Below are 20,775 nucleotides of genomic sequence, written 5' to 3'. Positions count from 1 at the left end.
TGCGGCTTCTTGCAAGCGGCAACACCTCTGAAATGAGGCGAGAAACGTCAGATAGAAGTCCTGATTGGCTAACAAACGCTATGGGAAAAGGGTTCTATAATACTCTGCAATGACACCAGGATGAGTTATCCAGAGTTGTTCCCGATGATGTTCAATATGGGTTAATGCGCGTCGGAGATGTTTTAAACGAAAAGGTTGCCCCATAATATAAGGATGAAGGGCCACCCCAAAAACCAAAGGTCTTAATTGAGACTGTTCGAGCATTTCATCAAAATGGTCTATCATCATATCGGCAAATTCTGAAGCACTCAATCGATTAGGAACAATAGCGGGAATGTCATCGATCTCTTGTGAATAAGGAATCGATAAAATGTTCCCTCTTTTGGTTTTTAGCCAAGTGGGTTGATCATCATGCGCCCAATCGAGTACATATTCATACCCTGCTGTCGACAATAAGTCAGGGGTATCCAAACTTTCTGAAATCCAGGGACTTAACCAACCTTTAGGAGGTTTTCCTTCTTCTTGGCAGACTCTCTGAGTTACCTCTCGAATCAGTATTTTTTCATCGTTCTTACTTAAAGCCCCCTGACGAATGGAATTAGAATAGCCATGAGCGACTATTTCATCCTGTCGTTGACGAAAAGCAGTAACTACTTGTGGGCAATAATCATATACAGACGTATTAACTAACAACGCTACAGGCAAATTAAGCCGATTAAATAATTCAAGTAAATACCAGATACCCACGCGATTGCCATAATCACGCCAGGTGTAATTTAAAACATCAGGCTGCGGCCTTGGCCCCGGAGCTAATTCGGCTCCTAAACCTTCACCAAAAGAAAAATGTTCTAGGTTAAGTCCAATATAAAATGCCAAGCGTGTACCATTGGGCCAATTAAATACCGGTCTTTCCGTAATTGGCGAATAATCATAACGATGATGATGTTTTATCATAGCCGCAGATCCTTCTCATATTTTGGCAAAAGTTGATTCAAAATTAAGCCTCTATTTACCTAGTTATAGTCTATTTACTGAAATCTTTTTTCCTTATAGAACAATGGATTTAATTTATCGAAACAGGCTTTCTTTTTTTATTTATTAAGATAACATATTGACCACATTATTATTTTTTTTGAATTAAAGGAAATCAATCGATCCAATTGAATTAAGAGTGGTCGAATTATATTTTTTGTTAACAATAGATATAGGAATAGCTATGGCAAAGATACAAATCAGCTTAAAAGAAAAGAAGGATAAAGAATATGCGCAACCCACTCAAGCTGGGGATAGACTTGACTATCTTGCCTGGTGCTTAGAAAAAGCAGATAAAGCAATAGGAGAAAAAAAACCTTTATGGGCGGTAGAGGAAATTTTTAAAAAATCGATGGACGCAAGCACTCAAACCAGCAAGCTCTATGAATTAGGACCCAACAAATACAAGGAACTGTTGAACCGACTTGTCGATATTCAGAAGGGAAAAATTCAATTTACATCGATGGTTGTAAAAGGGTTAGCCACTGATGGGCTTATTTTAATAGAGCTCCAACAATCAGATAATGCATTAATATTGGAAGAGAGTAAAGAATCCATCAGTGATTTCACAATTTAGTATTGCCTTCAAAATGCAAAGCGCTCCCAATAAATCTTGGCTGTAAGCTGTCTTTGAATTACTTCTCTGCCTTAGTCCCCGCCTCGACAACGTGTTGGCGTGGGCTAGTCTTTTAAGGCACTCTCCCGCATTCTCAGACAAACACGGATCGTCGGATCGCCTAATTTGTAAATTAGAACTGATAGAATCTGCTGTTATCGAGTTAAGCGTCACTCTGACATCTACCCCGGTTATCCAGAATCATTTGTTTGAATTTGAATGAATTATAAAAAATACTTTTAGATGAGGCTATAATGTAGGTATTAAGCGAATTATTTGTTGATGAGGATTTGAGAACAAAGTACATGAATTATTTATTGGGAATAAACAAGTAGCCTATCTACTCATTAGGTATAGGAGCTATTCTATTATGAATCGATATCATCCCATTCCAGTCCACTGGTATTTTGATTCATCGATTTATGAACTTGAAAAAGAATATATTTTTAAACAAAGCCCTGAATATGTCGGGCACCAACTGATGGTACCTCATTTAAATGACTACTATGTCCTGAAACGCAGTAACGATAAAGAAATGCTGATTCGTCATGAAGAAGGAATCAGTGTACTCTCCAATATTTGTAGACATCGTCAAGCTGTAATCTTATCCGACTCAGGAAATGTAAAAAGAATTCGCTGCCCTATTCACAGTTGGTCCTACAATACACAAGGTGAATTAGTCCATGCGCCGCAATTTAAACAAACCCCCTGCGTTAACTTGAAAAAAGATCAGGTGAGTGAATGGAATGGACTTTTATTTAGAGGCAACAATAAAATAGAAGCTAGCGCCTTTGATGCGAAAGCAAGCACTTTATTTGATTTTTCTGATTATGTGTTCACGCAGGCAAAACAGCAATATTATTCCTTTAACTGGAAAATATTCATGGAAGTCTATCTGGATGATTATCACATCCCATTTTTTCATAACGGATTAAGGCGATTGGTCGATGTGCGTCAACTGGAATGGACGATTAATGATGGACATTCCATACAATATGTGGGCCTACAATCTGATTTATCAAAATCAGGTTCTGCCAATTTTAAAGTGTACCAAGATAATTTACTAACCCAAGCACGTGATGACTTACCGAAATATGGCGCAGTTTGGTTAGCTTATTATCCCAATATCATGATTGAATACTATCCTTATATGCTGGTGATTAGTACGATTACACCAGTAGGAGTCGAACAGTGCATCAATAGTGTAGAGTTTTTTCATCCCAAAGATGTTTGGTTATCTAATCCCATTTTATGTGCAGCAGCACAAGCCGCTTATATAGAAACCGCTCAAGAAGATGAGGAAATATGTATTAAAATTCAGCAAGGAAGAAAAACGCTCTATGAGCAAGGCGAGAATCAAACTGGCCCTTATCAGCCTACAATGGAAGCGGCGCTCCCCTCATTTTATGACTATCTCTATGAAAAATTAAAAAATGAAAATTAGAGTCTGGTTTTCATTCGATTATCTTTGCCTACCCTATGCCCGAAATGCAATCAGGGATTACCAGATCCTAGAAACACACTACAGCAAGAGATCCTTTGCTAGGCTTGGGTTAACCATGGGTGTCATTATCGAGCAGAGTTCAAGGCCTCTGCTTCGAGCACCAAAGCGCTAATTAGCTCACCAGCAGGCATGCTTCTGCAAAGTGGAGCAGATTGTCCTGCCCACATGGACATGAAATCAATATTGTTTTTTTCCTTTGCTTTTCTTCTCATCGCTGTTGTTAAAGCATTTTGAATTGGATAGTCTAAAATATTTATTTTCTTTTTATCCATTCGCGCAATAAACTGGTTGTGAATCCCCCGTGCTAATTTTCCAGAAAAAGCTCGGGTAAGTACCGTATTATCCTGCTGCTGGTTCAGTAAAGTATGCTTATAAATCTCTGGAATACCGGCTTCAAAGCAACTGAGGAATGCCGTTCCCATTTGTACCCCCTCAGCACCTAGATCAAATGCAGCAATAATCCCTCTTCCATCCATAATTCCACCCGCAGCAATAATGGGAATTTTTATTTGATCGACTAATTGAGGTAGAAGACTAAACAAACCAATCAAACCATCTTCCTCTTTACCGATAAAAGTCCCCCTATGCCCCCCTGCTTCACTTCCTTGGGCAACAAGCGCATCAATACCACTTTCTTGAAGTGCATAGGCTTCTGCGAGTGTTGTTGCTGTACCGATTAAAAAGGTATCGTTTTTTTTAAATTGAGCGATCCATTCTGCATCCAATAGACCAAATGCGTAACTAAACACCGGGATCTTTTCTTCAATGAGAATATTGATTTGCTCCTCAAAGGACGGCGCGTAGGGTTCTGCAAGCGCTTCAACTCGTATCTTTAACTCAGCACAGGATTGTTCAATATCGTTGCATGATTCCTGAATTTGAGCTGTTGTGGCATGGTATTTCCCAGGAATAAAAAGATTAACCGCAAAAGGTTTGTTCGTTAATTCGCGAATTGCTTTTAGAGCCGAACGCAGTTCAGGGGGATTCATATATCCTGCACCCAATGAACCTAGGCCACCCGCATTACTTACCGCAGCAACTAATTCCGGCGTTGTGGCCCCACCAGCCATAGGCGCTTGAATAATTGGAAATTTTAAACCTATTTGTTCAGCCATTCTTGTCTGCCACATGTTTTTCCATCCTTTTTGCATTTCATTCATCATAAGGGCTATGCGCAACGAATACCATAAGTGTAGATTTCGCTCAAAAAAAATCCAATCTGTTATGTACCACTAATATTTTGAGAAGTGAGCCAGTCATCAGTTCTGGTAATTGCCCGCTTATTTTCTTAGAATGATATTTTTGTATGAAGGTTATTCTTTCCTTTTCATAATTTTTAAGAAAAATATCTGCTGCATCAAGTTAGGAGGACGCCATGAAAGCACAAGCGATATCATCTTTTGGTGATTCTTCAGTCTTTAAAACGATTGAACTTCCCAAACCTCAAATTAAACCCGGCTATGTACTCATTCGAGTTGTAGCAACTAGCGTAAACCCGGTTGACTGTAAAGTTCGATCTGGAGAATACGCCCATATTTCCCCCCCCTTCCCAGCTATCCTGCATAGTGATGTAGCAGGCATTGTTGAAGAGGTTGGTGATGATGTCACTGCGTTTTCTGTTGGTGACGAAGTTTATGGATGTGCTGGTGGCTTTCTTAACGAAAGTGGCGCTTTGGCAGAGTTTATGCTAGCTGATGCCCACCTCATTGCGAAAAAACCCAAAGAATTGAGTATGGTAGAAGCTGCTGCATTGCCCCTGGTTGCAATCACGGCTTGGGAAGCATTATTTGAAAAAGTAAAAATTAAATCGGGACAAAAGGTATTAATTCACGCAGGCACTGGCGGAGTTGGTCATATTGCAATTCAGTTGGCAAAATGGGCTGGGGCGGAGGTCTATACTACAGTATCCTCTTCAGATAAAGCAGACATTGTGAAATCACTAGGGGTTAAAGAGACGATTAATTACCGGATTGAATCAGTCCAAGATTATGTTAATCGACTGACTAAAGGCATCGGATTCGATGTGGTATTTGATACGATTGGTGGCGAAAATCTTGAAAAATCATTAGCGGCCGTTGCTCCATATGGCCATGTCGTCAGCATCCAGGCTAAGTCCACCCATGATATTTCCCATTTACATGCGAAATCAGCAAGCTTGCACGCCGTTTTTATGTTATTGCCTTTATTGCATAATAAACACCGCGAACGTCATGGCAATATTTTAAAAGAAATTGCACGCTTGACGGATGAGGGACATTTAAAACCACTTATTGACCCACATCTTTTCTATTTTGAGAATATTGATAAAGCGCACGCATTACTCGAATCAGGAAAAGCAGTAGGAAAAATTGTAGTTCAAGCTTATTAAAAACTTCGCGAACTGAGCTGTGCCCGAAAAGGTAACACATCCTTTAACCGGGCACGCATATGTAAATGACGCCCCTGGGTGCAGAGGCGTTTTAATTGATAGGTTTTGGACTAGGCTTTAGCAAACATTTATTGAATCTACAGTAAAGCATGGTGCTCGCGATAACTGCCGCAGGCATGCTCAATATATTTAAAAAAGGAATAAAACTGCTCAGGTTGATAGACAAACCAAACCCCAGTGAAAGCATTTTATTGTTGGCAACTTTTTTACGCGTTTCTTTAAAACTAATCAAATTATTATCCATAGCAAAATCTTGATACTGAATACTCAGGATCCATGCGTTAAAGAGAAACCATAAGAGCGGATAAATCGGTTGGAGAAAAGGTACAAAAAATAAAATACCCATGAGTAAAAAGCGAGGAAAAAAATAACCAAGAAATTCAGCTTGACGTTTTATACTACGGAGTACCATTTTAGAAAATGGTAAGGAAGGAATGGCACTGCCAAAAAGTAAATTTTGTGCTTTCTCAGCGAGTAAACCATTAAAAGGAGCGGCGATTAGATTAAAAAATACAGTAAAAAGAGATAAAAACATTAAGAAAAAGCTCAGTATAAAAAGAACAAACAAGACACTACTGAGAAAACTTAACCATGAGGGCAATTGATCAAGATAGTGATAAGCGTAAGGAAGTAAATAATGATAGATAAGATAAAACAAACCCGCAAACATGATCAAATTAATTGCTAAAGGCACGAGAATAAAACGCTTCAATCCAGGCGTAAAAAGATGATGAATCCCTTCTACCATGTAGCGCATCCCAACAAAAAAATTCTTCATTGTTTTATCCTCAAACTTTATTCCGAAATCAATGATCGCACTTGTCACTAAGCTTAAGTCATTTTTACAAGGAAAATCCTATTTTATTAAAATTTCTTTTTTAAAATGTTGAACAGAATAATGACCCGTTAACTTATTGTTATATAATAGGTTCTATTTGATAAGAATAAGGTCAATGCATGCCAGAGCAAAATATACCTGAAAAACAACCATCTCCATCGACAGAGGTTCCCAAGTTAGCCACCCTGGCTGCTCAAACAATTACAAAAACAAATCCTCATCTTTTTTTTACTTTATTCAACAATAAAAAACTACCCGCTGAAATTGAGAATAACTATATTATTCCTCCTGTACAGAAGCTGATAAATGAGCATGAAAAAATTTATTGGTCGAATGTGAACGAACGAAAACAGAGAGTGGAGAACTGTTCTTCTCGACTTGATAGTGACCCTTGTTATAGAAAATGTGCCAGTCTGACTATGGCGGCTTTGAGTGGCGGGGTCCATATTGGTGTCTATTACATTCTACGTGCAAGCGGGGTACCTGCTTCGACAACCTTTACTTTCCTGGTTACAATACCTGCCACTATCATTGTTATGGGTTGTTTTAGCCCCTTTGCTGTTCATCTATTATCAAAAGGAATAGCGAATTGTGTCATCCCAAGGGTACCATGCGAAAATGTTGATTTAAACGAAGAGGTTGCTCGTATTGAATCAGAGCAGTCCAAGGGTCACTTATCGATGGTATAAGGCCTTATCTCAGGCATAACGAGGATCGCTATACTGCAAAAGCCCGTTATGAAAAGGTCATTTCGCTGCAAGCGGTATGGCGGCTCTTGGCGCCGGCTTTTGTAACAACTTTGTTACAATTACAAGGTGTCTTGTTATACCCCTGTTACATTCGTTATTTAAACTAGCCGCAGATAACAATCTAAGAGGGGAAATCAAATGATTAAAAAATTATTGCTGTGCAGCGTAATAGGCGCTGCTGCTTTATTTTCCACTACAGCGTTCGCTTATTATCATTCACATGATGATTACCCACGGTTCAAATATTTTCGCCACCACCATCATCATTCAAGATGGAAAAATGCTCATCGATGGGTACCACCGAGAGACTACGTTATTGTAGAAAATGGAGCACCCAATCCAAACTACCATCAACATTACTAATCTTGAAAAGACTGATTTCTTCGAGGTATCGTCACTTTTGTACATGGCAGAATTTTGCATGAAGAATCATATCGTGTAATCTCAATCGATGTCTTTCCTGCTCAGGCGGGATTGACATCATTTAGAAGTAACCATCAACTTGTTTCACAGTTGATGCGCTTTCAAACCATCTGGGGCACAGGATTTTTTTGCTTCATGAATCCCTGCTCATAATCTGTTAAAATTATTTTTTTAAAATGAGCCCCCTTATTGAGCGACTTATGAAGCTGTTCATACAAATTGGTATTTTGGTTTTGTTTTCATTGCTTGTTGTTTATTCGATTTTGGCTGTTTATATTATTACAACTGCTGAACAGGATCAGAGAAAAAAAGCAGATGTTATTTTAGTCCTTGGTGCTAAAGCCTATTGGGCTAACACATACAACCCATGCCTTGTAGCTCGTGTACAACACGCAGTTGATTTATATAAGGCTCGCTATGCACCGAAACTTCTTTTTTCAGGGGGTAACGATAAGGAAGATGGGACAAATGAAGCACAAACAATGAAAGAAATTGCCCTATCATTAGGAGTGCCCGCCAAGGATATCCTCCTGGAATCTGCTTCAACTTCTACTTATGAAAACCTTCTTTTTTCGCAACCAATAGTTCAAGCACATCATTTGAAAACCATTATCTTAGTGACTGAACCTTTTCATGCCCCCAGAGCTCTATTAGTGGCGAAAAAATTTCATCTTGATGCTGTCAGCTCGCCTGCGGTTAATAGCATATGCTGGACCAAACACAAATATTTTTCACGTTATTTTCTCAAAGAACCACTCGCTATGATGCTTTATCAAATGAAAAATAAATTATGAATTTTTAAACTGTTTGATGAAAAAACCCTACGGCTCAGGACCCTATTGGATAAATTGTCTTGAACTATCTGATAATTACCAAACTGCTTCTTTTGTCATTTCCGAAGCGAATTAATCCATAAGAGCACCAAGCTCAGTTTGGAAACAGAATTCACCTGCGTGAGAATGACATGCGATTGCTTTAACAAAGCTATAAAAAGTAAAGGGTTACGTTAAAAACGTAACCCTTCGTTTTTTGGATTATGCAACTGCTACTAGGCATTTATTTGCCTCTAGTACAAGTTTCTGTTCCAAGCGTGTTGTCAGATTGCAATACCCAATTGGATTGTAATGAACCATCTGGCTTCACTTCAATCATTTGAATTCCTATGGTATCGGGCTTTCTAGGATCCCAGAATGAAGCTGAAATAACGTTCGTTAAATTAGGATGCATAACACCGGTACCATAAAGAACCGGATCACCCGCACTACTATCCCATTCTAAAGTAAATGTATCACCTGTTTTTGTAATACTCATAGGATAAGAGGCGGTATTATTCGCACCGTCAGTACGTTGGCATTGATAATTTCCCAACACCGAGGAAGTACTGTTATTACTCGTACTAGTAGCCATACCGGCATTACTTGTTGAGGAACCTGTATTGCTTGTCGTAGTATTGGAATTGCTTGTACTTGTGTTATCTGCATAAGCTGTTAGCGTTGATAGGGATAATGCAGTAACTAAATAAACATTCTTAATCACAGTTTTCATAATAAATTCCTTTTCTCATAATCACCTTTAGACGCGTTAATTCTATTGTTGCGTTACTTTGGTGCACGTTTCAGTACCACCCTTATCCTTGTTACTTTCTGCAAAAACACCATCCAAAGAGCCATCGGGTTTAATTGTGAAAATTTGGACTGTTGTTACCGTTGGCGATTTAGGTTGCCAAAAAATATAGCCAATTGCATTAGGAACATTTTTATTAAACAGTCCCTTACCAATGTAATAGGGAAATACACTTCCAGTAGGAATACCTGAAATTTTATAAACATCCCCATTCTTTTTAAATACAATCGTTTCAGTTCCATCATTCGGAGTAGTGAATGGATCATGATAGGAGCATTTATAGGATCCCGAAATATCAGGTGCATCCGCAGAATAGACACTGGGGGATAAGGCCAAAACACCTAACATTGTTGCTAGAGAAAGCTTATTAATGGCACGCATAAGAACTCCTTTTCTTAATAACTTAAAATGATTTTAAGGTACATAAGTTAATAATAAATATATGTTACTCAATATGGAAAAGCAAATTTCAAGTAGAATAATTTTTAGATAAAAAATTGATTTCAAAATGCAAAGACTGATTTCTGGATTTTTAGAAAAGAGCTTTGTAACCCATGAAAAAAACAATGATGAGTTTAAATGATACCTCAGAATAAGCTCACAACATGGGAAACCACCAGCGCGATGGCTCAATTGCCCATAGAGGGAATTTCCCCAGAGGAGCTAAAATCTTCTGAGTCGGATATTGGATTCTCTTCAAGAAAATCAATTAATTTTTTTAATCGCCCCTGGCTTACGGCTAAGGTTTCAAAAAAACCTAATTTCACTGATTGGCCATTGATTGCTGCTAATTTTCTTTTTTCTGCTGCCTGACACTTTAATGACTCCCATTCAGAATGTACTGAAAACGAATTTTTGGAGTCCTCACTGAAATTAAACTGCTCAATATATTTTTCCATGCAAAAGGCACAGATTGCAGCATGGACAATTTTTACCTCACTAGGAGACAGTATCCGTGCTTGCATTTTGACCCAAAAGGCAAAACTCCAAATCGCAGTAAACGATTTATCTTTTTGGCTGTTAAAATCCTCCTTCAATAAACGAAGGGTTTCTTTTACTGAGGTATCCTGTTCTTCTAAAAAGGCTGGCGCACCTCTGAATCGGTGAATAAAAGAATAAATCCAACGATTTTCATTCGTCGCATTAAGGAAGTTTCTACGCTCTTTAGGTAATAAATGAGCCGCATTATGCAATGCATCAATTTCTTTAATTGAGCGCATATTAATGTAATCATCATGAGAACTGAAAAATTGAGCACACTCCAAAGTGTGCTGAGTAAGCCAGTTAAAAATCGCCAATTCAGAACGCCGCTCTTCATCTGTCGTATGATAACGAAAGTAAATCAAGGATGGGATTAAAGCGAGTTGCTTCGAAGTACAATATTTACACATTAAATATAAAATGGACCTCAGCAGAAACATGATGTCTTCAAGTTTCTCAACTTCTTGTCGCCTGTTTGCACTGATTTTCTCATTCAACTTTAAAAATGGATAATGTTCCAGTTGACTAACCTCAGCATAGCCGAGCATTCGACTCGCACGAATAAATAAGGGCATAAGCTCGGTAATCTTGAATGAATCATTCATCACTGACAGGTGACTAAAATGATTTTTTAATTCTTCATACAAAATGGGATGATGAAAATCAGCATTCATTAAACCAACATTCACCAAGGATTGTTGTAAACTAAGCCAGGGCATGACATATGCTGCAGTATTCCATTGCGCACTTTGTTCGCAAGGGATATTACGAATAACCAAATTCCAGAATTCATTCACGAGTTCTTTGACAGGAACCATCATATCGGAATCCAGATCAAATTGGTCATTAAGCGGCTCGAATAGCTCAGATAATTTGGAGATGAGGCCAAGAACCTCTGAAGGCGTTTTTAATGGATCGATATTGCTTCTAAGCTCTATAACCTGCTTTTTAAACTCGCCGACTTTCATCCTTTACCTCCTGCTACGATCATGTTCATGAACTAAAATCTAACACAGAATAATGGGTTTTAGTCAACAATTAATTCAAATGACTGACATTTTAGTTAAACGGATGACAAAATATACATTGTCTTAAACTTTAAGGGGATGTCGTTTATTTTCAATTTTTCAAATGATCAGCAACACAGTTGCCACAACCCCTATGATTACCGCTAAGACCTCATTATTCCCTATCAACTCGTGGTTGTTTTTTCTAAGAAATGTTACAGGAAGTGTATTTCAGCAACTATTATGGCAATATAATCCGTTTGTTATCACTGCATAGTATTTTATTGCGTACGAAGGATGTCTAATTAAAATGTTTGATTTTACCGGAAGTTATACCGATCAATATCAATTAACGATGGCACAGGTTTATTTTTTGAAAGGCCACCAAAATACGACTGCTGTCTTTGATTATTTTTTTAGAAAACTTCCATTTGGTTCGGGATACGCTGTTTTTGCCGGTTTAGCAGACTTATTGGAAATACTAGAAAACTATCATTTCAATGAAGCTGATCTTGATTTTTTAACAAGTAAAGGGATGCATCCTGAGTTTCTTGAGTATCTGAAAACCTTTCGCTTTAATGGAACTATTTATGCTCCATCAGAAGGAGATATCGTTTTTCCCACAGCACCCATTGTGACCGTAGAAGCCAATATGCTCGAGGCACAATTGATTGAAACCATTCTTTTAAATTTACTCAACTTTCAAACCCTCATCGCAACAAAAGCAAGCCGAATACGACACGTTGCAGGAGATGGTCAATTAGTTGATTTTGGTTTACGTAGAGCACAAGGCCCGGGAGGGTATTTTGCCAGTCGTGCGGCGATTGTTGGTGGTTTTGATGCAACAAGTAATGTCTGTGCAGGACGTGATTATGATATTCCTATTTCTGGAACTATGGCTCATTCATTCATCCAAAGTTATGACAGTGAATTAGCTGCATTTCGTGATTTTGCTGAAATCTGGCCTAATAATTGTACTCTGCTTGTTGATACATACAGTACTCTGGAAAGCGGTGTACCTCATGCGATTCGCATAGGCAAAGAAATGGAGCAACAGGGGCATCGATTGCATGCAATTCGCTTAGATAGTGGTGATTTGGCAGATTTGGCAAAAAAATCACGCCACATGTTAAATGAAGCAGGATTGCATTATGTAAAAATAGTTGCCTCCAATCAATTAGATGAATGGAAAATTAAAACCCTGCGTGAACAAAAAGCACCTATTGATATTTTTGGTGTGGGGACAAATTTGGTTATCGGCGCCCCGGATGCTGCTTTAGATGGAGTATATAAACTGGCTTTTGCCAATGAAAAACCACGACTTAAACTTTCTGAATCAACAACAAAAATCACTTTACCTTATAAAAAACAAGTATTTCGCCTAGTGCATCAGGATGCCTTCTTAGGCATGGACGTTGTTGGACTTATGGATGAGACGAAATTAGATAAAGTCTACGCTCCTTTTGAAATGGAGCAATTGTTATCTCACGATAATTATCGGCAAGAACCTTTATTGCAAAAAGTCATGGAAGACGGCAAGCGGCTTATGCCATCAAAAACCTTACAGGAAATCGCCGAATTCAGTAGCGCACGATTGAGTCAACTACCTGAAGAATACAAACGGCTTGATGAACCCAGCACCTATCAGGTAGGTTTAAGCGAACAACTTAAAACAAAACGCAATGAACTCATTAAAAAATATAAAAATGAGTTCTAAAAGTCCCAAACTATGATTTGCGGGTTGTTACACAGAATTGGCCCCCACACATCCAATCAATATCGATCAGAACACTCATAAAGCATCCTTTCTCCCCCCGGGGAGAAGGTGCCCGCAGGGCGGATGAGGGAGTTAGGATTTTTCCCTCACCCCCCCCCTATCCCGAATCGGGAAAGGGGGTTTTATGCCAACCGCTGGGAATTGATAGCCTGACCTCAGCATAATCGCAATCTAAGAAGTCACTACCCCTCCAACCAGACGAATCTCCGACTTCATTGCTGCCGAAACCCGATCGCCGGGTAATACAATTCCCACTAAATTCAAAGGATCTACTGATGAAATGATTTGCGGAATCTCATCCAGTTCTTCATTTCGCATCGCCCGTAAAGAGTCTACAGCATAAGGTAAAGCAAATTGTTCGCCTAAAAATCCATCGACAAAACGGCCACCGCGTACTTCACCACGTAATTCAAGGCGTCTTAAGAAAATCAATAGATCACGCCAACGTGGAATATTTTTCTCGCGCACAAGCAAATCACGAAATACCACCCCATAGCGTTTCAATAACATCCAACATGCAGCTTCCACTCGTTTCTCTTGATCTGCTTGCGCATGCACATGCAATAAAGACCAACGTCCCGTACTCAATGGAAACAATGGTCTCCGTCGATATCGGCTGCTGTATTTACGTTTTGTACTAATCAGGGTGCGTACATTATCAAAACTGTCTGCTGTCACCATACCCGCGGCTACTAATTCCCACAAACCATTTTCTACCTCTACTTTCAGATTTCCCGTACCTCGCACGATATCCGCGTAAAAGGAAGCACCGTATTTTTGTAAAAATTGGTAAATATTGCGTGCAGGATGGCTTAAGCTCTCCACCTCTTCGATATTATCTACAAGTGCATGTGGTGGAATCCAATCGGCCTCCTCTCGCACAAAAAACGTAATCGGTGCATTTCGACTAGGGGATAAACGTCTTGATTTCTTCGTTTCTTCGTCCCCAACGGCTATCGAAGGATGAGGGGACATACGCCCCCAACCGACAAGACCACTCATACACAATTTATCTAACATCAACAGATCATAATCGTGTACCCGAGCTGGAAAGATATCGGATTCCCATGCATTAGCCGCAAGTTCAAAGCCTTGAAGTTGCTTAATCACCTCCAACAGCCCACTCTCCCCACGTAATTGATTCCCTTTTGCCACATGTTGCCATTTGAGTAACCAGGCCATAAATTGATTTCGAGTAACGGGTTTAATCTGTTTGCGTAACGATTCTGTTGTGTAACGATGGATGCGTGCTAACAAACGCCGTTCACACCATTCGATAGCACCAGCAGATTCTGCTCGAAAGCTCCCACGCAAGAGATAACCACTGGCTTCCAATTTTAAGAGCGCATGTTCGACATCCAAGGGTGAAAGTTGCAAACAATCAGCGAGTGTCTTTTGTGTGATTGGTCCTGTATGCGCAAGCCAGCCACGAATTGCTTTCAAGATACCCTCATCTTGTGTGCATGGCTCTTCCTCAATATCAACTATCTCGTTGCTCAATCGTGCTTTTGGAAAAATACAGTGAAAAGTCTTCTTTTTTTCAGCAGGGACATAATAATTTTTGCCGGTGACCGTAGCTAATACCGCTCGTCCTTCGAGCTGCAATTCAATAAAATATTTTTTCCAAATGGGTACTGTTGCTTGATACTCGGATAAGTGAATCATTTCGGGAAAAACAATCACTGTTTGCAATACATCATGTAATTCATCTGCGGAGCGGATATCTGGCCAAGCTTGTTGCTGAACTTCAGTGACTGCTTTGGGGTCGAGCTTACCTACTTCTTCCAACAACGCTTCAGGGAGTACACGACGCATTTCTACTGCTCGAGAACGTCGCTCCTCTAAGGGTGCATCATCTAAAAATGCGTAAGGATTAGCATTTAAAATTTCATGAGAAAATACAGAAGGCACTGGAGTATCTACCGCGAGACACTTAATCTGTTTGCATTCAATAGCCTGGATCACCTCCGCTAAGCCATCCATGTCTAAAGCTTCTGTAAGAATGTCTTTCATGGTCTCTTCGATAAGGGGATGTTCTGGCAACACGACATCCCGACCACCCAAATTATCCTGACATGCTGCTGCATCTGGAAAAACAGCCGCCAATAAATCATCCGCCAACATCCGTTGAATGTTAGGAGGCGTTTTTTTACCGCCACGAAAACGTAAGAGTGACAAGGATCGTGAAGCGACAGCGCGAAAGCGCACACCCAATAAAGGAGATTGCAACACCGCTTGGGTAACCACGTCTTTTAAGGTATTGCTATGTAAAAAATGAAATACATCCGACAAAGGAAAGCTGTGTTGTTCTGCCAAAGAGATATTTAATCCATTATCTGTAGCCGCGGCTTGCAATTCAAAATTAAATGATCGGCAAAATTTCTTGCGTAAAGCCAATCCCCAGGCCTTATTAATACGGGCTCCAAAAGGCGCATGGATGATTAATTGCATGCCGCCGCTTTCATCAAAAAAACGTTCTGCTATGACTGTTTTTTGTGTCGGAACTGCTCCGAGAATTTGCCTCCCTAAACGGACATACTCTAATAATTGTTCTGCAGCGCAATCATCTAAGCCACAATGACTCATCAACCATTGAATGGCCTCCTTAATTTCAGGGTAATGCTTTATATCAACAATTGGTGGACTTTTTTCTGGTAACAATTCACTAATTTTTTCACGCATCTGCGAAACGTGTTGTGACAGTTCTATGCTTCGTGCCGGAGCTTCACCAAGCCAAAAAGGCACGCTAGGAGGTGCACCATGGGCATCTTCCACGAGCACACGCCCATTCTCAACACGAAGTATTTTCCAGGAATTCGTACCCAATAAAAAAATATCACCGCGACTACTCTCAACGGCAAAGTCCTCATCTAAAGTGCCTACAATAGCATTATCAGGCATTGCAATAACAGTAAACAAAGCGTTATCCGGGATGGCGCCCCCGCTGGTAATCGCCGCCAGTCGACTACCTCGCCGTGCCTTAATCATGTGATTTACTTGGTCTCTATGAATATACGCACCATAGCGTCCTCGAGAACCGGAAACTCCCTCAGACAACATCGTAAGCAGTTCATCAAACTTTTCCCACGTCAGATGGTGATAAGGGTAAGCATTTTTAAAATGGCGAAAGAGTAGGTTCTCTTCCCAATCTTGGGTGGCACAAGCGGCCACGATTTGCTGCGCTAAAATATCTAAAGGCTCTTGTGGAATGATCAACTGATCCAAATCACCTTGGCGTATTGCATAGACTAGAGCAGCACATTCCAGTAATTCATCCCGTGTTGTAGCAAAAATGCGTCCTTTAGAAATGGCAGCATGCCAGTGCCCTGCTCTACCGATTCGTTGCAAAGCGGTGGCAATAGCACGTGGTGATCCAATTTGACACACCAAATCAATGCTGCCGATATCAATTCCCAACTCCAAAGACGCGGTGGCAACCAAGACTTGGAGTTCGCCTTTTTTTAATTTTGTTTCTGCTTCCAGCCTTAGTTTTCGCGATAAGCTCCCATGATGAGCCAAAACCTTCTGCTCGCCTAAACGTTGTTCCAAATGATGGGCCACCCGCTCCGCCAATTTTCGGGTGTTTACAAATACTAGAGTGGAACGATTTTCACCAGCATATGCGGCTATTTTGTCGTAAAGTTCGTCCCACATCTCGTTGGAGGCAACAGCGGTTAACTCACTTTCAGGTACTACAACCTGCAAATCTAATTGGCGTGCATGGCCTATATTGACTAATTTCACACTGGACTTTTTAGCGCCTGTTAAAAAATGCGCTACCTTTTCTAAAGGTTTTTGAGTAGCAGACAAGCCAATCCGAACAAACGGTTTTATGGTGAGTGCCTGCAAACGCTCGAGGGATAAGGCTAAATGCGCTCCTCGTTTGTTATTTGCTAACGCGTGTATTTCATCGACAATCACTGTATGGATACCCGCTAAATTAACACGACTTTTTTCGGCAGTGAGTAAAATATAAAAAGACTCCGGTGTAGTGATTAAAATATGGGGTGGCTGCTTGAGCATTTTTTGACGTTCACTGGTTGGAGTATCTCCAGTTCTCACCGCTACACGAATTTCAGGTAAATCAATACCACGCTCTTTGGCTAATTCAGTAATTTCCTGAAGGGGGACAAGTAAATTTTTTTGGACGTCGTTACTCAGTGCTTTAAGCGGTGAAACGTATAAAATCTCGGTCAGGTCCTGCAAACTTCCTGATATTGCTTGACGTACTAAACCATCCAAGCACGCTAAAAATGCGGCCAGAGTTTTTCCTGAACCTGTAGGCGAGGAAATCAGGGTGTCATTTCCTGATAAAATAAAGGGCCATCCCTGCTCTTGCGGTTCAGTGGGCTCACCTACTTTCTGGATAAACCATTCCTGTACGAGCGGATGTGCCCAAGTGAGACTTTGATGCTTTGTCGAACTCATGAAATTAATGATAAATGGGCAAATTCAATACATAGTATAGGCGATCTTACTGCCGTATAGCAGTGTCCTTTTTTGAGATTCTCCGCTCAGTCACCTCATCCCGAGTGCAAGGAGAAATCTTCACGAGGTGGCAGAATATTAGACCGACCACGCCCGTCTAGAGCAGCGAGGGCTCTCCACCCTGTGGCACTGTGGAGATACTTGCCCCTCCATTATTGCTATTCAGCCGCAACAAGGATGCGTTCGATTTCCTTATTTTTAAATACAACATGGCGATGCAAACCTACAGCAATTACTACTGGCGCAAACTCTTTCATTGCCTCAATTGCTTCTTCCTTTTGCTGCTCTGTGCTGTTTGGATGTTCAAAAATATCGGCATTCGCTAAAAACGCCGCAATTGTTCCTTTCCTAACGCTTTTGCCATCGATTAGTGCAGTATCCACTCCATCAGGCAATATATCTTCAGGACGAACTGAATTATGATTTGACATGCTTTTCTCCTTCCTCTTACAGGATAACCAACGGGTTCTTACGGTTGACGTGCTCTCGTGCTTTCAACCATTTCAGATTCATCCGATTCTGGTTGTACCGGTTTTATAGTTTTCCTTAATTCCTCCATTAATTTGGTTTGCTTGGCAGCCCATAATGTCGAACTCACATGAATTTTCTTGTACTCCGAAATAATATTTTCAACATTTTTTTGGGTTTTTTGTATGATCTCCGGATCGAAATGAGTTTTATCCTTTTCTGCTTGCTTGGCTAATCCAAGTCCCAGCTCTATAGTATCTTGGGTTCTATTATAATTAATACCTTTTTGCAAATATTTTTCTAACATGGAGCATGCTCTGTATACTAATTGAATAATGACGCGCATTTTAGCATTATTTGTTCATTAGCAAAACTAAGTTCAGATCAGCACACATCCAAAAAAATCGGCGCATCGTAGCTCATAATAGGACCCTCTGTACAAGACACTGGAAGCTGTCCCTAATAATATAGAAAACCATTGCAGCTAATATAAAATTATCACAAAATCCAATTGACACATACATCCACTTTTGTTCATTAATTCAAGGTAAAAAATGATTATTATAGTTTGTGGCACTTCATCTTCAGGTAAATCCACACTTTGTCATGAATTACACAATAGGCTTGGTGATGGCTGGCTCAGCTTCAGTACGGATGGGTATTTGGGCATGCTGGGTGACAAATTTGCGGGGCTCCATCCTGACAATCCGCAAGTTTGTATTCCCAATGAGATTTGCTATGCGCACCAATTTGCCGATGGAACCTTTGAGATCATGCCCGGGGCATTGTGTTCAAATGCTCTATTTAACCATACCGAATGTCCTGCAACTTCTTGCCGGACAAGGCTTCAGTATTATTGTTGATTCCTTTATTACAACTATTGAGGAATTTAAAAGTTATAAAGAAGCTCTAGAACGCTATGGCGTGTTATTTGTTTATCTTGATGCTTCCGAGGCAACGATTGCACAAAGAGAAGCAGCCAGGGGCGATCGATTAAAAGGATCAGCACTTCATTGGTTAAAGCGATTTGATTTTCAGGAGCATTGTGATTTGTGTATTAATACTGAAGAGATGAATACTCAACAAATTGGTGATGAGGTTTTTCGGGCCTTAGAAACCCGTATTACGCTACCCTAATACGGGCTACAGTAGGATAATTTACGATATTATTACGTTTTTTTTACACCTATTGGACTATAAGCCAGTGTTTAGACTATATAAAATCACCACACCCAATTCAAAGATGTTTGTCTAAGCATTTATGAACAATTATGTCGAACGAATTATCCCTGTTCCGGGTTTTACACTTGCTCTAAAAATTTGGCATCCCGAAAAACCCAACCCTGTTTTGTGTTTGCATGGGAAACTGGATAATGCGGCAAGCTTTGATTTCTTGGCACCATTGCTGCCTGACAGACAGCTTGTTGCGGTGGATTATCCAGGTACTGGATTTTCCAGCCATTATCCTCCGGGGGTTATGCCGCATTGGAAAAATGATGCCTTGTTGATGTTGCATCTCATCAAAGCATTAAAATGGGAGCATTTTGATATCATTGCCCATTCATTAGGCTCTTTGCTGGCCACAACCATTGCAATTGCCCAACCTGAGCGCGTGGGAAAGTTGATATTTCTTGATATTTTGGGACCCAAGGTCAATTTTATTGAGCACGCGATAACAAACTTACAAAACGATGCAGCACATTATTTATTCTATAACCCCCAACAAAGAACGCTGTTTACTGATCGTATTGCTGCCATCCACGATCGGATGAAGATTGGTTCGATTAGTTATCAAGCCGCTGAAGCTTTAGTTGAGCGCGGTACCGTAAAAAATAAAGAGGGCTGGCATTGGACTTTTGATGAACGTTTGCATTGTGTCGCGTCGACCCTTCCCTTTGAGGATGAACTAAGAGCGATGTTGCAAGCGATTAAAGCGCCATTGTGTCTCATTCGCGCCAAACAGGGGGTACTTTATCCTGAAGAAATTTTTCAAGCAAGAATGCGCGCCATAAAAAATTGTACGCTTTATGAGGTTGACGGGGGGCATCATGTACATATGGATAAACCGGGGCCTGTAGCCAAGGCAATTGATTGTTTTTTAATCCATTAGATTATTTAAAAACCTATAAATGCTCTTTTTTTGAAAAGAACTGTTATTTTAAGATCTGTTTGTGCTAAAGTGAGCTACCTTTTCTTGGCAATAACGAAAGATAAAATTTTTAATGTAAAGTAATGAGGTGAAAACATGGCATTTTTTAAGTGGAATTGGGGTGAAAAAAAAGTAGCTCAAGCGAGCGCAGGATTAAAAAAAGCTTTTTCAGAGAAGCCCAAGATCTATAGTATCATTCGTGACCTAAGGGTTGAATTACAAGCTGAAGTAAAAGAAACCCACTCTCAAGACATCATTAATGCGTTACAACAACTCGATGCTAGGTTAGATGAAATACAGCAAAAATTCAACGCCAACACCAGTAAAGCGATGAATGTCTTTGAATACGCGCGTCATCGTCGAGAATTTGCTGAAGAATGTCGCTCTGCTCTCTATAGTTACGAGCCAACCCTAATGGCAGCTCCCGGTTTTGCAAATAAGTTCAAAGCCTACCTCAATGCCTTCATGGAAGAGTATTTTGGAATTGAGTCATGTTTTGATGTAACTAAAAGTACCCTTGGCCTAAAAGCGGATTTTAGACAACGCTTTAATGCAGCAAAACAAGAGCTCATGCCTGAGGAAAGCGATGCTGATGAGTGCAGCTCCTGCTTTGGACTAATAAAATAAAGCAATAAAATTCGTAGCCCAGGTACAGCGCTACTGTCACATTAGACTCCCTTCTCCCCTCAAGG

General features: G+C 40.1%; 19 protein-coding genes and 1 pseudogene. 11 read left to right on the top strand and 9 right to left on the bottom strand.

Annotated elements, in window-relative coordinates; genetic code table 11:
- Window positions 1–78: 78 nt before the first annotated feature.
- Window positions 79–954, bottom strand: coding sequence for a polysaccharide deacetylase family protein (locus OQJ13_RS13385; RefSeq protein ID WP_265711326.1), 876 nt, complete (start codon window positions 952–954; stop codon window positions 79–81).
- 262 nt (window positions 955–1,216) lie between these two features.
- Between OQJ13_RS13385 and OQJ13_RS13380 the strand changes: the two genes are divergently transcribed.
- Together OQJ13_RS13380 and OQJ13_RS13375 are read left to right on the top strand one after the other, a co-directional pair.
- Window positions 1,217–1,609, top strand: a complete 393-nt coding sequence (locus OQJ13_RS13380) for a hypothetical protein (protein ID WP_265711325.1) — start codon at window positions 1,217–1,219, stop codon at window positions 1,607–1,609.
- Window positions 1,610–2,018: 409 nt separating this feature from the next.
- Window positions 2,019–3,092, top strand: coding sequence for an aromatic ring-hydroxylating oxygenase subunit alpha (locus OQJ13_RS13375; protein WP_265711324.1), 1,074 nt, complete (start codon window positions 2,019–2,021; stop codon window positions 3,090–3,092).
- A 125-nt stretch (window positions 3,093–3,217) separates the two neighbouring features.
- On the opposite strand, the gene OQJ13_RS13370 is transcribed toward OQJ13_RS13375, so the two are convergent.
- The gene (locus OQJ13_RS13370) at window positions 3,218–4,282 is read right to left on the bottom strand and encodes an NAD(P)H-dependent flavin oxidoreductase (RefSeq protein ID WP_265711323.1); all 1,065 of its coding nucleotides are present in this window, start codon (window positions 4,280–4,282) and stop codon (window positions 3,218–3,220) included.
- Window positions 4,283–4,527: 245 nt separating this feature from the next.
- Between OQJ13_RS13370 and OQJ13_RS13365 the strand changes: the two genes are divergently transcribed.
- Window positions 4,528–5,520, top strand: coding sequence for a zinc-dependent alcohol dehydrogenase family protein (locus tag OQJ13_RS13365; protein ID WP_265711322.1), 993 nt, complete (start codon window positions 4,528–4,530; stop codon window positions 5,518–5,520).
- Between the two features lie 91 nt (window positions 5,521–5,611).
- Here OQJ13_RS13365 and cysZ read toward each other — a convergent pair whose 3' ends face one another.
- Entirely contained in the window at window positions 5,612–6,358 is a 747-nt protein-coding gene (cysZ, locus tag OQJ13_RS13360) for a sulfate transporter CysZ (protein ID WP_265711321.1), read from the bottom strand.
- A gap of 179 nt (window positions 6,359–6,537) precedes the next feature.
- On the opposite strand from cysZ, the gene OQJ13_RS13355 reads away from it, so the two are divergent.
- From OQJ13_RS13355 to OQJ13_RS13345, 3 genes are all read left to right on the top strand, one after another.
- Complete coding sequence (locus OQJ13_RS13355) at window positions 6,538–7,107, top strand: hypothetical protein (RefSeq protein ID WP_265711320.1); 570 nt, start codon at window positions 6,538–6,540, stop codon at window positions 7,105–7,107.
- Between the two features lie 198 nt (window positions 7,108–7,305).
- On the top strand, window positions 7,306–7,530 hold the full coding sequence (locus OQJ13_RS13350; protein ID WP_028382279.1) for a hypothetical protein: 225 nt from the start codon (window positions 7,306–7,308) through the stop codon (window positions 7,528–7,530).
- Window positions 7,531–7,790: 260 nt separating this feature from the next.
- Entirely contained in the window at window positions 7,791–8,384 is a 594-nt protein-coding gene (locus OQJ13_RS13345) for a YdcF family protein (protein ID WP_265711319.1), read from the top strand.
- Between the two features lie 262 nt (window positions 8,385–8,646).
- Here OQJ13_RS13345 and OQJ13_RS13340 read toward each other — a convergent pair whose 3' ends face one another.
- From OQJ13_RS13340 to OQJ13_RS13330, 3 genes are all read right to left on the bottom strand, one after another.
- Window positions 8,647–9,135: a hypothetical protein gene (locus OQJ13_RS13340; RefSeq protein WP_265711318.1), complete on the bottom strand. Its 489-nt coding sequence runs from the start codon at window positions 9,133–9,135 to the stop codon at window positions 8,647–8,649.
- A 42-nt stretch (window positions 9,136–9,177) separates the two neighbouring features.
- Window positions 9,178–9,594 carry a hypothetical protein gene (locus OQJ13_RS13335; RefSeq protein WP_265711317.1) on the bottom strand — a complete coding sequence of 139 codons (417 nt, stop codon included), beginning with the start codon at window positions 9,592–9,594 and terminating at the stop codon, window positions 9,178–9,180.
- Between the two features lie 248 nt (window positions 9,595–9,842).
- Window positions 9,843–11,162 carry a hypothetical protein gene (locus OQJ13_RS13330; protein ID WP_265711316.1) on the bottom strand — a complete coding sequence of 440 codons (1,320 nt, stop codon included), beginning with the start codon at window positions 11,160–11,162 and terminating at the stop codon, window positions 9,843–9,845.
- Between the two features lie 349 nt (window positions 11,163–11,511).
- Here OQJ13_RS13330 and OQJ13_RS13325 point away from each other — a divergent pair, with 349 nt between their 5' ends.
- Window positions 11,512–12,918, top strand: coding sequence for a nicotinate phosphoribosyltransferase (locus OQJ13_RS13325; RefSeq protein WP_265711315.1), 1,407 nt, complete (start codon window positions 11,512–11,514; stop codon window positions 12,916–12,918).
- A gap of 231 nt (window positions 12,919–13,149) precedes the next feature.
- Here OQJ13_RS13325 and OQJ13_RS13320 read toward each other — a convergent pair whose 3' ends face one another.
- The 3 genes from OQJ13_RS13320 to OQJ13_RS13310 form a co-directional block, all read right to left on the bottom strand.
- The gene (locus OQJ13_RS13320) at window positions 13,150–17,406 is read right to left on the bottom strand and encodes a DEAD/DEAH box helicase (RefSeq protein ID WP_265711314.1); all 4,257 of its coding nucleotides are present in this window, start codon (window positions 17,404–17,406) and stop codon (window positions 13,150–13,152) included.
- A 218-nt stretch (window positions 17,407–17,624) separates the two neighbouring features.
- On the bottom strand, window positions 17,625–17,897 hold the full coding sequence (locus tag OQJ13_RS13315; RefSeq protein ID WP_265711313.1) for a hypothetical protein: 273 nt from the start codon (window positions 17,895–17,897) through the stop codon (window positions 17,625–17,627).
- A 38-nt stretch (window positions 17,898–17,935) separates the two neighbouring features.
- Window positions 17,936–18,241, bottom strand: a complete 306-nt coding sequence (locus tag OQJ13_RS13310) for a hypothetical protein (protein WP_265711312.1) — start codon at window positions 18,239–18,241, stop codon at window positions 17,936–17,938.
- Between the two features lie 247 nt (window positions 18,242–18,488).
- On the opposite strand from OQJ13_RS13310, the pseudogene OQJ13_RS17100 reads away from it, so the two are divergent.
- From OQJ13_RS17100 to OQJ13_RS13295, 4 genes and pseudogenes are all read left to right on the top strand, one after another.
- Window positions 18,489–18,590: pseudogene (locus OQJ13_RS17100) on the top strand (phosphotransferase-like protein); the annotation flags it as partial.
- Window positions 18,541–19,071 (top strand): phosphotransferase-like protein, encoded by a 531-nt coding sequence (locus tag OQJ13_RS13305; protein WP_416209911.1) that lies wholly within the window; start codon window positions 18,541–18,543, stop codon window positions 19,069–19,071. The pseudogene OQJ13_RS17100 and the gene OQJ13_RS13305, both read left to right, overlap by 50 nt.
- A gap of 124 nt (window positions 19,072–19,195) precedes the next feature.
- Window positions 19,196–20,044 (top strand): alpha/beta fold hydrolase, encoded by an 849-nt coding sequence (locus OQJ13_RS13300; RefSeq protein ID WP_265711310.1) that lies wholly within the window; start codon window positions 19,196–19,198, stop codon window positions 20,042–20,044.
- A 135-nt stretch (window positions 20,045–20,179) separates the two neighbouring features.
- Entirely contained in the window at window positions 20,180–20,710 is a 531-nt protein-coding gene (locus tag OQJ13_RS13295) for a hypothetical protein (protein WP_265711308.1), read from the top strand.
- Window positions 20,711–20,775 lie beyond the last annotated feature (65 nt).

Origin of the sequence: Legionella sp. PATHC035, assembly GCF_026191115.1 — a bacterium.
Lineage (GTDB): Bacteria > Pseudomonadota > Gammaproteobacteria > Legionellales > Legionellaceae > Legionella.
This window is presented reverse-complemented; position numbering and strand designations above follow the sequence as displayed.

Coding starts and splice junctions, on each gene's coding strand:
- OQJ13_RS13385 (WP_265711326.1), bottom strand. CDS start 954: ATGATAAAACATCATCATCGTTATGATTATTCGCCAATTACGGAAAGA.
- OQJ13_RS13380 (WP_265711325.1), top strand. CDS start 1,217: ATGGCAAAGATACAAATCAGCTTAAAAGAAAAGAAGGATAAAGAATAT.
- OQJ13_RS13375 (WP_265711324.1), top strand. CDS start 2,019: ATGAATCGATATCATCCCATTCCAGTCCACTGGTATTTTGATTCATCG.
- OQJ13_RS13370 (WP_265711323.1), bottom strand. CDS start 4,282: ATGTGGCAGACAAGAATGGCTGAACAAATAGGTTTAAAATTTCCAATT.
- OQJ13_RS13365 (WP_265711322.1), top strand. CDS start 4,528: ATGAAAGCACAAGCGATATCATCTTTTGGTGATTCTTCAGTCTTTAAA.
- cysZ (WP_265711321.1), bottom strand. CDS start 6,358: ATGAAGAATTTTTTTGTTGGGATGCGCTACATGGTAGAAGGGATTCAT.
- OQJ13_RS13355 (WP_265711320.1), top strand. CDS start 6,538: ATGCCAGAGCAAAATATACCTGAAAAACAACCATCTCCATCGACAGAG.
- OQJ13_RS13350 (WP_028382279.1), top strand. CDS start 7,306: ATGATTAAAAAATTATTGCTGTGCAGCGTAATAGGCGCTGCTGCTTTA.
- OQJ13_RS13345 (WP_265711319.1), top strand. CDS start 7,791: ATGAAGCTGTTCATACAAATTGGTATTTTGGTTTTGTTTTCATTGCTT.
- OQJ13_RS13340 (WP_265711318.1), bottom strand. CDS start 9,135: ATGAAAACTGTGATTAAGAATGTTTATTTAGTTACTGCATTATCCCTA.
- OQJ13_RS13335 (WP_265711317.1), bottom strand. CDS start 9,594: ATGCGTGCCATTAATAAGCTTTCTCTAGCAACAATGTTAGGTGTTTTG.
- OQJ13_RS13330 (WP_265711316.1), bottom strand. CDS start 11,162: ATGAAAGTCGGCGAGTTTAAAAAGCAGGTTATAGAGCTTAGAAGCAAT.
- OQJ13_RS13325 (WP_265711315.1), top strand. CDS start 11,512: ATGTTTGATTTTACCGGAAGTTATACCGATCAATATCAATTAACGATG.
- OQJ13_RS13320 (WP_265711314.1), bottom strand. CDS start 17,406: ATGAGTTCGACAAAGCATCAAAGTCTCACTTGGGCACATCCGCTCGTA.
- OQJ13_RS13315 (WP_265711313.1), bottom strand. CDS start 17,897: ATGTCAAATCATAATTCAGTTCGTCCTGAAGATATATTGCCTGATGGA.
- OQJ13_RS13310 (WP_265711312.1), bottom strand. CDS start 18,241: ATGTTAGAAAAATATTTGCAAAAAGGTATTAATTATAATAGAACCCAA.
- OQJ13_RS13305 (WP_416209911.1), top strand. CDS start 18,541: ATGAATTACACAATAGGCTTGGTGATGGCTGGCTCAGCTTCAGTACGG.
- OQJ13_RS13300 (WP_265711310.1), top strand. CDS start 19,196: ATGAACAATTATGTCGAACGAATTATCCCTGTTCCGGGTTTTACACTT.
- OQJ13_RS13295 (WP_265711308.1), top strand. CDS start 20,180: ATGGCATTTTTTAAGTGGAATTGGGGTGAAAAAAAAGTAGCTCAAGCG.